Source organism: Streptomyces sp. HUAS MG56, assembly GCF_058673395.1.
In genome coordinates, this window is record NZ_CM178722.1 from 9888472 (window position 1) to 9902380 (window position 13909).

The 13909-nt window shown below is 70.1% G+C and carries 12 protein-coding genes and 2 pseudogenes; 7 read left to right on the plus strand and 7 right to left on the minus strand.

Features of this window, described 5'->3' with window-relative positions; translation table 11 throughout:
- Positions 1-14: 14 nt before the first annotated feature.
- Together AC4OXY_RS45145 and AC4OXY_RS45150 are read left to right on the plus strand one after the other, a co-directional pair.
- Complete coding sequence (locus tag AC4OXY_RS45145) at positions 15-1256, plus strand: vanadium-dependent haloperoxidase (protein WP_491992650.1); 1242 nt, start codon at positions 15-17, stop codon at positions 1254-1256.
- A gap of 125 nt (positions 1257-1381) precedes the next feature.
- Positions 1382-2026 carry a ribonuclease FAU-1 family protein gene (locus AC4OXY_RS45150; RefSeq protein ID WP_491992651.1) on the plus strand — a complete coding sequence of 215 codons (645 nt, stop codon included), beginning with the start codon at positions 1382-1384 and terminating at the stop codon, positions 2024-2026.
- A 40-nt stretch (positions 2027-2066) separates the two neighbouring features.
- Here AC4OXY_RS45150 and AC4OXY_RS45155 read toward each other — a convergent pair whose 3' ends face one another.
- The 7 genes and pseudogenes from AC4OXY_RS45155 to AC4OXY_RS45185 form a co-directional block, all read right to left on the minus strand.
- A complete protein-coding gene (locus AC4OXY_RS45155; RefSeq protein WP_491992652.1) occupies positions 2067-2435 on the minus strand; it encodes a MerR family transcriptional regulator in 369 nt (122 codons plus the stop codon).
- A gap of 22 nt (positions 2436-2457) precedes the next feature.
- A complete protein-coding gene (locus AC4OXY_RS45160; protein ID WP_491992653.1) occupies positions 2458-2697 on the minus strand; it encodes a hypothetical protein in 240 nt (79 codons plus the stop codon).
- A gap of 189 nt (positions 2698-2886) precedes the next feature.
- Positions 2887-4314, minus strand: a pseudogene (locus AC4OXY_RS45165) (IS1182 family transposase).
- Between the two features lie 124 nt (positions 4315-4438).
- The gene (locus AC4OXY_RS45170) at positions 4439-4936 is read right to left on the minus strand and encodes a DUF6463 family protein (protein WP_491992654.1); all 498 of its coding nucleotides are present in this window, start codon (positions 4934-4936) and stop codon (positions 4439-4441) included.
- A 58-nt stretch (positions 4937-4994) separates the two neighbouring features.
- Positions 4995-5537 (minus strand): TetR/AcrR family transcriptional regulator, encoded by a 543-nt coding sequence (locus AC4OXY_RS45175; RefSeq protein WP_055703595.1) that lies wholly within the window; start codon positions 5535-5537, stop codon positions 4995-4997.
- Positions 5538-5699: 162 nt separating this feature from the next.
- A pseudogene (locus AC4OXY_RS45180) lies at positions 5700-6446 on the minus strand (zinc-binding dehydrogenase); the annotation flags it as partial.
- Between the two features lie 793 nt (positions 6447-7239).
- Complete coding sequence (locus AC4OXY_RS45185; RefSeq protein WP_491992655.1) at positions 7240-8013, minus strand: winged helix-turn-helix domain-containing protein; 774 nt, start codon at positions 8011-8013, stop codon at positions 7240-7242.
- 204 nt (positions 8014-8217) lie between these two features.
- On the opposite strand from AC4OXY_RS45185, the gene AC4OXY_RS45190 reads away from it, so the two are divergent.
- From AC4OXY_RS45190 to AC4OXY_RS45210, 5 genes are all read left to right on the plus strand, one after another.
- Entirely contained in the window at positions 8218-8298 is an 81-nt protein-coding gene (locus tag AC4OXY_RS45190; RefSeq protein ID WP_361696469.1) for a putative leader peptide, read from the plus strand.
- Positions 8299-8462: 164 nt separating this feature from the next.
- Positions 8463-10097, plus strand: coding sequence for an ABC transporter substrate-binding protein (locus AC4OXY_RS45195; protein ID WP_491992656.1), 1635 nt, complete (start codon positions 8463-8465; stop codon positions 10095-10097).
- 3 nt (positions 10098-10100) lie between these two features.
- The gene (locus AC4OXY_RS45200) at positions 10101-11057 is read left to right on the plus strand and encodes an ABC transporter permease (RefSeq protein WP_491992657.1); all 957 of its coding nucleotides are present in this window, start codon (positions 10101-10103) and stop codon (positions 11055-11057) included.
- A 44-nt stretch (positions 11058-11101) separates the two neighbouring features.
- Complete coding sequence (locus AC4OXY_RS45205) at positions 11102-11899, plus strand: ABC transporter permease (protein ID WP_491992658.1); 798 nt, start codon at positions 11102-11104, stop codon at positions 11897-11899.
- Entirely contained in the window at positions 11896-13878 is a 1983-nt protein-coding gene (locus tag AC4OXY_RS45210; protein ID WP_491992659.1) for a dipeptide ABC transporter ATP-binding protein, read from the plus strand. Before AC4OXY_RS45205 ends, AC4OXY_RS45210 begins: the two co-directional genes overlap by 4 nt.
- Positions 13879-13909: the final 31 nt, after the last annotated feature.

Here is a 13909-nt window from a genome sequence, read left to right on the forward strand (position 1 = left end):
CAAGAGGAGTACACGTGAGTTCGACCAGAACCCGACCCGCCCTCGTTGTCCTCGGCGCGGCAGCCCTGTTGACCGCGTCCGTCGCCGTTCCGCAGGCCTCGGCGGCCGGCGGTACGTCCACGGCGCTCGCCTGGTACGACGCCACAGCCGAGACCATAGCGACGGCCGGGGCGTCCACTCAGATCACCAACAGCCGTACCTGGGCCGTCAGTTGGCTCGCGGCGGCCAGGGCCACCCGAAGCGTGCCTGCGGGCGTCCAGCGCGGCGCGTATCAGGAGGCGGCGCTCGCCGCGGCTGTGCACCGCGCGCTGGTGACGCTGGCCCCGAGCCGAACGGAGCAGCTCGACGCGAAGTTCAAGGAGACCCTCGACGCGATTCCCGACGGCCCGGCCGAGGAGCGGGGCGTCGCGGCGGGAGAGCGGCAGGCGGACCTCGTCCTCGCGTCGAGGCAGGGCGACGGTCTCGACCCCGCCTCGGTCAACGCGCCCTATCCCGTCAAGGCGGCGGCGCCAGGTGTGTGGCAGCCGACGCCACCCGACTACGCGCCGGCAGCCCAGTACGGCAACCGTCTCGCCAAGCCGTTCCTGCTGAAGACGCAGAGCCAGTTCCGGCTCGCCCCGCCGCCCGCCCTGGACTCCGAGCGCTATGCCGCCGATCTCGTGGAGGTGCGGGCGTACGGCGCAGCGAACAGCGCGGTGCGCAGCGCCCGCCAGACCGAGACCGCCACCTTCTGGCTCGGCTCCTCCCTCACCCTCTACACCGAGCCGCTGCGTGTGGCGCTCTCCCGCACACATCAGGGGATCGCGGGGCAGGCGCGGCTGGTCGCGCTGTTCCATGTGGCGCTGGTGGACACGCAGATCGCCACCTCCGACAGTAAGTACGCCTATGAACGCTGGCGTCCCGTCACGGCGATCCGTACCGGCACCATCGACTCCGACCCCAACTGGACGCCGCTGCACACCACCCCCGCGCATCCGGACTACCCCAGCGGCCACAACACCTACGCGGGCGCCGCGGGGACCGTACTGTCGGCACTCGTCGGGCCGCGCACCGCCCCGTTCGATCTGACCAGCCCCACCGCGCCGGGGGTCACCCGGACCTACACCGCCTGGAAGCAGCTCTCGGACGAGAACGTCGACGCCCGGGTCTTCTCCGGCATCCACACCCGGTCGGCCGACGAGGCAGGGATCACGCTCGGCACGAACGTGGCACGGTACGTCCTGCAGAACGCCGGAGGGCTCCTTGCGCAGCGTTGACCCTCGGTGCATCGGACCGCGAGCCTGTTCCTCCCACTGACACCAGGATCCGCATGCAGATGAAACCCGGACATGTACTGCACTTGAGCCTGTTCCTCGGCGGTCACCTGAGCACCCGGTGTCCCGTGCGGGTTGTCGATTCAGGCACGGACGGACTCCTGTTGTGGCTCGCTGTGGGCTCGCCGGTGTGGCGGGCCGCACTGCCGACGGGCGTGCATCTGGGAGACGTGCCACCGGAACAGCGGCCGGCGACCGGGTATCCCCTGGAAACCGGGCGCTGGCACCAGGGCAACGCCCTCATCCACCAGCCCAGCGAGGCCTGCCACGCGGTCTGGTGGCTGTTCTCGTCAGCGGACGGTGACGGTGGCTTCAGCGGCTGGTACGTCAACCTGGAGCATCGCCGACGGAACACGGACGGCATCGACGTGTTCGACCTGGAGCTCGACGTCACCGTACGACCGGACGGGACTTGGAAGTGGAAGGACGAGGAGTCCTTCGCGGACAAGACCGGGCATCCTTCCTACTGGACGTCGCGCGAGGCCGAGGACATCCGCGAGGAGGGGCGTCGGGTGGCCCGGCTGGCGGAAACCGGTGCCTTCCCGTTCGACGGAACCTGGTGCGACTTCACCCCACCGCCCTCCTGGCCACTTCCGGCACTGCCGCCCCGGCCCACCACCTCCCTGTGTGCCCGGCTTCCCCGGGGTGGCGGGGCCGAACACGAGTCGCCTCTCCCGCTCGACGGCAGCGGCGGCGAGGTACGCGGAGCGTGAGCCGACGCCCTTGCTGCCTGCGCCTGCCTCGTGCGGAGGATCAAGTCCGGCCCGTCCGCTGCGCCAAGAGGGTGCGCAGGCGGGTCAGGCGGTCGATTTCGGCGTCGATGGCCGCGAGCCGGTGTGCGATCACGTGGGAGCCGGGGGAGGCCGAGTCGGTGTTCGTGCAGCGTAGTTGTGGGTCCCCGGCCAGGCGCTGGATCCGGTCGGCGATGCCGCGCAGGTCCTTGACGGTGAGGCCGAGGCCGAGCAGTTCGCGGATGACGCGGACGCGGGCCACCTCGTCCGGCCCGTATCGGCGTTGGCCGGTGGCCGTACGCTGCAGTGGGGGCAGCAGGTCGCGCTCCTCGTAGAACCGCAGGGCTCGTGGAGTGGTCTCGGCCGCTGCCGCCGCGTCTCCGATTCGCATCCCGACCTCGCCTCGGTCCGTTTCACTGGGCCCGCAGCTCCACGACGATGGTGCCGCAATGCCGCCCCTCGAACAGTTCCTGCAACGCAGGAGGGGTCCGTTCGATGCCCGGGATCCGCACATGCGGAAAGGAGATCTCACCGGAGCGCAACCAGCCGCCGAACCGCTTGGCCCACTCCTCCGTCACCTCGGGATGGTCGATGCCGCTGTAATCGCGCAGCGTGATCCCCTGGTTGATGACGCGGAGGGTGTCGATCTCCACCGGAGCGCTGTCACCGTCCCGGTGTGGTGACAGCTAGGAGCGTGTCTCGGTAACAGGTGAGCGGCTGGCGGCCGTGATTGATTGGGTCGGTCGCGGCCGCCCCGCGGACAGCCGTGAGGGCGGTCGGGGTGCGGGTCGTGGGGGGGGCGACCGGGTGGGGGCCGGTGACGAGCTGCGAGGCTCGGTCGGTCAGCCGGCCAGGGTGGCGAGGCCGGTGGTTCCGGCGTGCCGGAAGACTTTGCGAAGGTTGTGGCAGGCGGCCAGCAGTCGCCACTCGCCGCGGGCTCCGTCCTCGCCCCGGAGGAGGAGTTGGCGGCCGCTGCGGCAGGTCATGATTTGGCCGAATACGGGTTCGACGATGGCCTTGCGGCGGCTGTAGGCAGCCTTGCCGGGTTTCGTCCGCAGCTTGCGAGCCATGCGCTCTTTCAGCGTGGCGTTCTGGGGGATGCGTCCGCGGGGTGCGGGCAGGACCTGCTCGTCGTGGCCGAGACGGCCGGTGGCCATGAACGTGCTGGTGTCGCAGTCGAGTTAGCGGTCCGGTGCGGCTTCGAGGTTGGTCTCGGAGCAGTATCCGGCGTCGACCAAGACTTGCTTGGGGTGGATGCCGGTGTTGGCGGTGGACTGGTCCAGCATGGTGGTGTAGTTCAGCGCGTCCGAGGCGTTGGTGGTGATGTCGGCGGCTGTGATGACCTGATGCTGCTCGTCGACGACGGCCTGGGCGTTGTATGCCTGGATGTAGGCGCCGTCGCTGTTCTTCATGATCCGCGAGTCAGGGTCGGTGAAGTTCGCCTGGGTCTTGGGCTTCGGCCGTGCCTTCGCGGCGGCCTTCTCGCCGGCGTCAGCGACAGCCTGCTCATCGCTGGTGCCGGCGCGCTGCTGGCGGCGGCGTTCTTTGTCCTCTGCGTGGCGACGGGCCTTGTCGGCGGCCTCGGCCTCGATCTGCGCGCGGGCGGCCTGCAGCTTCGCGAGCCGCTTCTCCCGCCGGTCCAGCTCGGCTGGCAGGTCCGCCTCGTTGCCGTCGACTCCGAAGACCTGGCCCTCGGCGTCGTCGGTGGCCTCGGCGTCGGCCAGCAAACGTCGAGCCTTCGCCTCCAACTCGGCGATCTCAGCCTCGATCTGCTCTTCTTTGTCGACCAGGCGGCCGTAGCTCATCGTCTTGTGTTTGGAGGCGTTCGCTTCCAGCTTCGTGCCGTCCAGCGCGACGCGGCCCATCTTGACCATGCCCAGCTTCTGCGCGAGGTGCAGCGACTGGGTGAACAGGTCGGCCAGCGCATCCAAGTGGCGGCGGCGGAACCGGGCGATCGAGCGGAAGTTCGGGGCCTGGTCGGCAGCCAGGAACCGGAGCGCGACATCATCGACGCAACGACGCTCGATCGCCCGCGAAGAACGAATAGCGGTGCTGTATCCGTAGATCAGCAGCCGCACCATCAACCGTGGATCGTAGGGCGGGTAGCCGCGCTTCTCGGTGTAGTCCGCCAGGATCGGGGAAAGGTCAAGCACCTCGTCGACCAGGTCGGCAACGAACCGGGCGAGATGATCCTCAGGCAGCCAGTCGTCCAGCGACGGGGGCAGCAGCAGGACCTGGTGCGGGTCGAAGTCCCGGAACGTCTTGTCCACGGATGCCGGACGACCCTGCGGCTGCTTCTTCTCGACCGGTTCGACCTCGAACAGCCCATCGCCACTACTCATGCCGAGATCATCCCGCATGAATGATCACGAACCGCACACTGGTGCAGAGCACCTATTCAGAGGGCGCGGTATTGAGTGGGGCCGCGCCTGGAGCGAGCGTTCCTCCCGCTCGTCGACCGCCCGATCGGTCGGAGTCCGTCATGCCACTGTCGCGCCGCGACGCCACCACCGCCAGCACGCCGATGGCAATCAGTGACCAGCCACCTGAGACCGGTTCCAGTACGGCCACCGGGATTCCGAGTGCCAGCAGGATCCATCCGGTCTCCACGGGCATCGCGCCTACGGCGATCACGACTCTTCTGGAAAGGAGCCCAAGGCCGAAGAAGGCAACTCCGCTGATCATGAACCAAAGGGCCATCATGCGGGTGTAGTTGTCGTTGCGGACGGTGTTCCACAGTCCGTCGGAGACGATGCCGCTCCAGTACGCGTACGAGGCGATGACGCCCACCATCATGTGCGCCGCTGCGGCAGTGAGCATCAGGCGGGGAACCCACAGACGGAGACCTCTGGCGTTGGATGTACGGGATTCAGGGCGGGCGGAGGCATTCATGACGCTGTGTTCCTTCCGGGAACGTCGGGTGAGGGATCCATCTCGATCGCCGACGAAGTCAGGAGGCCGACCGGTCCAGGAGCGGCATCAGCAGCTCGTACATGCCGCGCAGCTCCGGCTTCGGGAGCGGGGGCGTGAGGTGCTCCGCCCCGACCAACATCAGATAGAGCATCTTGGCCACTTGATCCGGTCTGCCATGGCCGGCCTGTTCGCACAGATCCCGCAGATATCCAATGCGGGTTGCGTCGACACGCTCCTGCACACGCGCCGCCTCGGGATCCTGTTTCGCCCAGGCCCGCATCGCGATCTCCAGTGGCGGGCCGGCGTCCTTGGTCACTTCAGCCAGGAGCCTGGCCAGCCGCTCCCGGGCCGGAAGCGTGTCGGACGCTTCAACTCCATTGATGATCGCCGTGGTGCACTTGGCCTCGAAGTGGTCGAGCAATCGGATCCGATACTTCGGCATCGATCCGAAGTGGTGATAGAAGGCGCCCTTCGACATGCCCATGCGCTCACACAGCCGATCCAGCGTCACCGCGGGCGCACCCTGCTCCGCCAGCAACGTCAAGCCCTGGTCCAGCCACGCCGACCTCTCCGCACCCACCTTGACCTCTCCTCCATACCAAAAGGTTTGGTATGGAGGAGGCTAACAGGCGTGGCCGAGGAAGTGGCATGGGTGGGGCGCCGGATTATCCGGCGCCCCACCCATGCCACGAGATTCACGCCCCAAGGCGCACTGGTGGCTGGTTACTGAGACACGCTCCTAGCCGGACAGCGCGCCGACGAGCGCGACGCGGGCGCCGCGCCGCTGTCAGCTGCTCGCCGCCCACGGTGTCCACCAGGACGTCGATGCCTTCGGGCGCCGCAGTGCCCAACTGCAGGGCGAGCGTGGGGGATTGGTCGCCGGACACCACCACCGAGTCGTAGCCCAGCTCGGTGCGCAGCCGCTCGGCCTTGGCCGGGGAACGGGTGCTGCCGATGACCTTCCCGGCACCCAGCAGCCTGGCGACCTGACCGGCCAGTGTCCCCACCGCGCCCGACGCCCCGGTGACGAAGACCGTGTCGCCGGGACGGACGTCGGCGAGCCGGGTGAGCGCACCGTAGGCGGCCGACCCCGACGACAGGCGGGCGACCGGGTCCGGCAGCACATCGCCGACCGGTGTGCAGTCGGCTGCGGCAACCAGCGCGTGCTCGCGCCACCCGAGCAGGTGCGTGACGGCGTCTCCCGGCCGCAGGGGAATGCCCGGGCCCGCGCCGACGACTTCGCCGACAGCGGGCCGAGAAGCACGTCACCGGCGTGGAGCGGCGGCAGTGGCACACCCATGGGCGCGCCTCCGATCAGGGTGCGCAGCCCGGGGAACACAAGGAAGAACCGGTTGCGGACGAGGACCTGTCCGGGGCCGGGCAAAGGCAGTGGCTGCTCGACGACGGTGAAATACTCAGGGCCGGGCAGCCCCTCAGGGGCAGTGACGAGCCGGACCTCGCGGGTGGCGGACGGCAGGGGAGTGGCCATGGGGGGCTCCTGTTCGGGAGAAGCGAAGAGGGCCGAGCGGGATGACCGGCCGGTGCGGGCGCGCAGACGTTAGCCCCTGACGCGCGCGTCAAAGGCAAGTACGGTTGCCCGCAGCGTTCACACCGGTCCCGTGTCCGCTATGCGAGACCTGTCCGGAAAGTCGTTGACCCACGTGGTGGACGTCTGTAGAACTCCCGTGCCATGAACCCGCGCGTGGAGGCCACTCGGCGGCGCCACATCGATCTGGCGCACGTCTCCAGCGCGTTTTGTTGTCGCTGACCCGGCAAGTGGTCCCCGGCGGCAACCGGTGCGCACCGACGGTGCGTGTCGTGCGGAGGTGGTCCGAAACCGCCCGTAATGCAGCGCCGCTCTGTGGGTTCGCCGTGTCCGCCTCCTGAGCGACTGCTCCTCCGGCCTGACCTCTCCGCGCTGTCCGCGCAGGCTGAGGTTCGGTCTCCCCTGCGTCGCCATCGCACCGACTGCCCGATCTCCCGTCGATCGGCTCGCGAGTCGGCCGTTCACTCACGCTCTCTGCTCTCCGCTCTCCGTACCGAGCACCCAGCTCTCAGGTGTGCGCCCGCTTCCTCCCTGGAAGGACTCCCTCATGCCTGTGTCCATCCGTAAGCTCACCGGCCACATCGGCGCGGTCGTAGAGGGCGTCGAACGTCACGGCGACCCCCGATCTCTCGACGGTCACGGCGCTCCGTGACGCCCTCAACGAGCACAAGGCGATCGTCTCCGCGGGGAAAGGGGGCCCGCGAGGAGGGCGCGGCGGCGGGCGTGACCTGTGCCGTCAGCCGCCCTCGGCCGGTGCCGGCGTCGCGCGCAGCCGGAAGCCGACGCCTCGTTCCGTCGTCAGCAGAGCCGCGGCACGCGGGCCGAGTTTGCGTCGGATGCGGTGGATGTGCAGGTCGACGGAGCGGCTGCGGCTGCCCGCCCATTCGCCCAGCCCCGAGCGCAGGTCCTCCCGGGTGATGACCCGGCCGTTGCCGCGCAGGAGGGCGGTCAGCAGCCGGAACTCCAGCGGGGTCAGAGCGACCGGAGCGCCGTCCACCAGCATGCGCTGGCCGCCCGGGTCGAGGCTGATGGAGGACGGCGCGGCGGCGACGTAGGAGCCGGGCAGCGTGCCGCCGGGCACCACCGGCAGGCCCGCGGCGCGCCAGGCCTCGTAGCCGCCGACGATGTCCGTGGCCCGCACCAGTCCGAGATCGTGCAGGCCCGCGGCGGCCATGCTCGACATGTACCCCTGCGAGCACATGATGATCGCGCGCAGGGAATGGTCGATGGCCTCCTCGATGCGCCAGGTGCTGCAGGGGTCCAGCCGCCACTCCAGCACGTTCCGGTCCATGACGAGGGATCCGGGGATCTCGCCCTCGGCGCGCCGCACCATGTCCGCCCGGACGTCCACCAGCAGGGCGCCGTCCGCGAGTTCGCCGGCCGCGTCCCCGGGGGGCAGCCGCCGCAGGCGGGTGCGGGCGCGGGCCAGCAACTCGTCGATCGACGAGTGACCGGTGTCAGGCGTGCCGCCCGAAGGCCCATAGGGCCGTATGTACGCCGGTGACTGCATTGCGAGCAACTCCCTTGTCGTGCCTCGGAGACGGCCGGTGGTCGTCACAACCGTGGCGGCGACAGTCGGCGGCGAGACGCGAGGGCGCGCGGCGGGAGTCGGTCATGCCGGGAAGTCTATGGGCGGAGTTTTGCGGCAGAGTTTCTCGATTCTGAAACAGATCCCGCATTGTCTACCGCCGAGCCGCGCTGTTATTAATGACTCGTGACCGCGAACACGCTGCTGACCAGGAGGATCCACGTGGATCTGCTGCGCGTCGGCACATGCGCCTGTCCGCGGCGCTGAGGCGTCCGACCGAGCGCACCGCGCCGGCCGTCTGACGGCACTCGGCCCCGTGCGTTCTTCGCGTTCCGCCTTTCCTCACCTGTCACTTTTCTGCCTGTACCGCACACGCCCGTGTACAGCTCCCCCAGGTTGTGCCGTGCCGTCGGTCGTTCCCTGGAGAACCCATGTCTGCATCCGATGCCGACGGACTGCCCCAGCGCTGGCAGGACGTCCTGCCAGCCGGCCCCTCTCGCCGCGGTTTCCTCACCCTGACCGGCGGCGCCCTGGCCGCCCTGCTCGCGGCCTGCGCGCCGGGCGCAGGGGACGACGCGTCGGGCCTGGCGACGGCGTCGGCCACGGGCCCGGCCCGGCGCGGCGGCACCCTGCGCGTGGGCGCCCCGCCGCCGCCCACCGCCCTCGACCCGGTCACGGCGTACGACGGAACCGCCATCGCCCTCTACCAGCTAGTGGCCGAATACCTGATCTGGCTCGACAAGGACTTCAAGCTGGTGCCGCGGCTGGCCACAAAGTGGGCTTCGGACACGTCCGCCCGGAAGTGGACCTTCACCCTGCGCGAGGGCGTCACCTTCTCCGACGGCACGAAGCTCGACGCCGCGGCGGTGAAGGACTCGTTCGACCGGCTGCTCGATCCGAAGAACAAGTCGGCGGCCCTGTCCGCGTTCGACACCGTCCTCAAGGCAGGCGGCGTGAGCACCCAGGGCGACTCCACCGTCGTCTTCACCCTCGATCGGCCCTTCTCCGACTTCCCGTACCTGGTGTCGGCCGGCAACTACAACGCGGTGATCCTCAAGTCGGACTACGCCGACGACTTCGCCAAGCACGGCATCGGCACGGGGCCTTTCACCCTCAAGTCCTACGACGTCTCCACCGGCGCCTCCTTCGCCCGCAACCCGACGTACTGGGACAACCCCAGGCCTTACCTCGACGGCGTGGACGTGAAGTTCTACGCCGACGACCAGGCCGACCTCGTCGCCCTGCAGTCCGGCGACATCGACGCCCAGTTCCTCAGCCGCCCGGCGCTGGTCGAACCCCTGGGAAACAGCGGGGGCATCACCGTCGACAAGGTCAGGGGGACCGGAGTCACCGTCCTCACCCTCCGCGTCGACAAGGCGCCCTTCGACCGGAAGGAGGTTCGCCAGGCCGTCGCCTACGCCCTCGACCGGCCCGCCGTCCGCCAGGCCGCCGGCAGCGGACTCGGTGACCTCGGCAACGATCACCTGTTCGCTCCGTTGTTCCCGGCTGCGCCCACCGACATCGAGCAGCGTGCCAAGGACAAGGCGAAGGTCACCGAACTGCTCAGGGCGGCCGGCCTGAAGAGCCTGCGTTTCACCCTCACCTTCGACCCGCCCAACAAGGACTTCGCGGTCACCGTCCAGAGCCAGTTGAAGGAGGTCGGCATCACGGTCGACCTCGACCAGCGCTCCTCGAAGGAGTTCTACGGCGGTGACCAGGCCAAGGACACGCCGTGGCTGTTCACCACCGCCAACCTGGTCGGCTGGGCGGGCAGAGCGGTGCCCAGCCAGTTCATCATCCCGATGGTGAAGAGCAACGGAGTGTGGAACGGCTCGAAGTACGCCAACAAGGCCCTCGACGCGGCCGCCGAGGCTTATGACGCCGCCACCAGCGACGCCGAACGGCGCAAGCAGGCGGAGATCATCGCCAAGGCCCTGCACGAGGACGTGCCGATCGTCATCGCGTACTGGAGCGGCGCGGCGCGCGCCTACAACGGCAACAAATTCCGGGGCGTCGAGGCCCACCCCAGCCAGTACGTCGACTTCACCGCCGTCTCCCGGGTCTGAGACATGACCAGGTTCCTGGTGCGGCGGCTCGCCGCGATACCGCTGACGCTGCTGGGGGTCTCGCTCCTGGTCTTCCTCGCCACCCAGGTGCTGCCCGGCGACGTGGCCCGCACCGTCCTCGGCCGCGAGGCGTCCGACAGTTCCGTGCGCGCCCTCAACCACGAACTCGGCCTCGACCGGCCGCTCGTCGTGCAGTACGGCAGCTGGCTCGGGCACTTCGTCACCGGCGACTGGGGCACGTCGTACACCCTGCACGTGCCGGTCCGCGGGCTGCTCCTGGAGCGGCTGGGCCACTCACTGTTCCTGGCGCTGTTCGCGTTCGTGCTGCTGGTACCCGTCGCGCTCACGCTCGGTCTGATCGCGGGGCTGTACCACGGCCGGGTACTGGACCGAACGATCACCGCGACGACCCTGGCGCTGGGCGCCACACCGGAGTTCGTCACCGGGGTCGTCCTGCTGGTGGTGTTCTCGGTGCAGTTGCGCTGGCTGCCCGCGTCCGCACAGACCCAGCCCGGGGCCGACGGCCTGGGCCAGACCCTGTGGCACCTGCTGCTGCCGGCGATCTCGCTGGTGCTGGTGTGCACGGGCTACGTCGCCCGGCACGTGCGCGCCAGCACCATCGCCGTCGTCGACGGCCCCTACGTGCGCGCGGCCCGGCTGCGCGGGACCGGATCCGCCCGGATCGTCGTCCGGCACGTCCTGCGCAACGCCACGGTGCCGGCCACGAGCGCCCTCGGGGTCCAGTTGCAGTACCTGCTCGGCGGCATCGTCGTGGTGGAGCTGCTTTTCAACTACCCAGGAGCAGGCGCCCTGTTGCTCCAGTCCGCGCAAGACAAGGACCTGCCGACGCTGCAGGCGAGCGCGATGGTGCTCGGGGTTTTGTACATGCTCGTCGTGCTGCTGGCCGACGTAGTCTACCGGCTGCTGGATCCGCGGATACGCCTCGGGGGTGCCGCTTGAGCACTGTGACCGTCGTTCTACGGCCACTGGGACGGGTGGGGCGGTTGCCTCTCGCCTCTGTTCTCGGCGCCACCCTGATCGTGCTGTGGGCCGCCGTCGCGCTGTTGTGGCCGCACCTGGTGCCGTACGACCCGGACGTCCAGCGCCCCCAGGACCGGTTCCTGGAACCGAGCGGTGAACACTTGCTGGGCACCGACCAGTTCGGTCGTGACGTCTTCTCCGGCATGCTGTCCGGGGCACGCCCCGTCCTGGAAGTGGCGCCTGCCGCGACCGCGCTGGCCGTCCTCGCCGGCACCGTGATCGGCCTGCTCGCCGGGGGTGTGGGCGGCTGGCTGGACGAGGTGGTGATGCGGATCGTCGACGCGCTGGTCGTCTTCCCCGCCGTGATCGCCGCCGTCCTGTTCGCGGCGCTGCTCGGCCGCTCCACGGCGGTACTGGTCCTCGTCGTCGCGGCCGCGCTGACGACGCTGGTCACGCGCAGCGTACGGGCGGCGACCCTCGTCGAGCGCGAGAAGCCGTACGTCGAGGCCGCGTTGCTCTGCGGTGAGCCGCTGTGGTCGCTGCTCGGCCGCGAGATCCTGCCCAACGTCCGCCGCACCGTGTACGTCGAGGCCACCTCCCGGCTCGGCGACGCCGTGTTCGCCGCCGCGACTCTCTCCTTCCTCGGCCTCGGTCAGCCCCCGGGCTCACCGGAATGGGGCGCCGCCGTCGCCGACAACCGGGTGTGGCTCGGCAACGCGCCGTGGACGGTCCTCGCGCCCGCCCTCGCGATCGTCTCGCTGGTGGTCGGGGTCGCCCTGGTCGCGGACACCTCACGACGAGCCACGGGAGTCGAGACATGAGAACGGCCGAACAGGGGCTTGTCGTCAAGGAGTTGAGCATCGCCTACGGTCCTGACCAGGTGCTGTACGACGTGTCGTTCACGGTCGCCCCCGGCGAGATCTTCGGCCTGGTCGGCGAGTCGGGCTGCGGCAAGTCGACCCTGGCGTACGCGCTCGCCCGGCACTTCGCACCGGGAGGCACGGTGTTGGGCGGTGCCGTACGGCTGGACGGCACCAACGTACTGGGCCTCGGCGGGCGGCAGCTGAGGCAATGGCGGGCGTCCCGGCTCGCCTTCGTCCACCAGGACGCCGCGGGCTCGCTGGACCCGACGATGCGGATCGGCACCCAACTGGCCGAAGTCCTGCGCGGCAGCGGTCAGTCGCGAGCCGAGACCGCCGAGCGCGTCGTCGACCTCCTGCGCACGGTGAGGCTGCCCGACCCGGAGCGGCTCGCCCGCCGCTACCCGCACCAGCTCTCCGGCGGCCAGCAGCAGCGTGTCGTCATCGCCGCCGCCCTCGCCGCACAGCCCCGCCTGCTGATCCTCGACGAACCGACGACGGGCCTCGACGCCTCCGTCGAACACGAAGTGCTGGGCCTGCTCGGGGAGTTGCGGAGCCGACTCGACGCCGCCGTGGTCTTCGTCAGCCACGACCTCGGACTGATCGGCCGCATGTGCGATCGAGTGGGCGTGCTGTATGCGGGGCGGCTGGTGGAGGCGGGGCCGGTGAGCGAGGTTCTCGCCGCTCCGGCACATCCGTACACCGCCGGCCTCCTGGCGGCCGTGCCGGTGCTCGGCGCGACGCGCGCCGAACGCCCGCTGCGGCCCGTACCCGGCCGGCTGCCGCTACCCGGCGAGGCCGCGACGGGCTGCGCTTTCGCGCCGCGCTGCGCGTTGGCGGAGGACGCGTGCAGGACGGCCGAACCTGCGCTGGACGCGGAGGCGGTACCCGGTCGGGCGGTGCGCTGCCTGCATCCGGGGGAGGCCGGCACGGGGGCGCGTACGGCAGGGCGCGGCGCACAGCCGAGTGAGTCCGCCGCCGTCCTCGTGGAAGTGAGGGACCTGGTACGGCGGTTCGGGACCACCGTCGCCGTCGACCATGTCGATCTCACGATCCGCGAGGGTGAGGTTCTCGGTCTGGTGGGGGAGTCCGGCAGCGGCAAGACCACCCTCGCCCGGGCCGTCGCCGGGCTCGGCCCCGACGGCGAGGGCGAACTGCGCCTACGCGGCGAACCGCTCCCCGCCCGCCTGAGCCGGCGTGATGCCCAGGTACGCCCGCGCATCCAGATGGTCTTCCAGAACCCGGACGCCTCCCTCAATCCCAGCCACACCGTGCGCACCGTCCTGAGGAGAGCGCTCGCCACGCTCGGAGAACTCTCCGCTGCGTCCCTCGAAGCCCTGCTGGAGCGCACCAGCATCGACGCCGACCTCCTGGACCGCCGCCCGGCGCAACTGTCCGGCGGGCAGAAGCAGCGCGTCTCCATTGCCCGGAGTTTCGCGGGCCGACCCGATCTGGTGATCTGTGACGAGCCCGTGTCCGCGCTGGACGTCAGCGTGCAGGCGGCGGTGCTCGAAGTGCTGGCCGACCAGCGGGACCGTACAGGGACGTCGTACCTCTTCATCTCGCACGATCTCGCGGTCGTCGGCCATCTCGCCGACCGGATCGCCGTCATGTACCGCGGGGTGGTTGTCGAGCAGGGGCCCGCGACCGACGTGCTGCGCGGTCCCTCGCACCCGTACACCGCCCTGCTGGTCGAGGCGGCCTCCCGCCCGGTGGCTGCCGGCCCGCCCGCCGCCGTGGCGGACGCCTCGACACGACCGGGCGGCTGCCGGTTCGCCGACCGCTGTACGCGCCGCATCACCGGGCTGTGCGAGGACGTGCCGCCCCCGGAGCACGACCTCGGCGGGGGCCATGTCGTGCGCTGCCACCTGGACCTCTCCGACCTGCCCGCCGGGATTCCCGCCACCGCCGCGCCAGGCGTGGCCGCCGACCTCCTGTGACCCCATGACCGCCCCGAGTACCGGGAGCCCT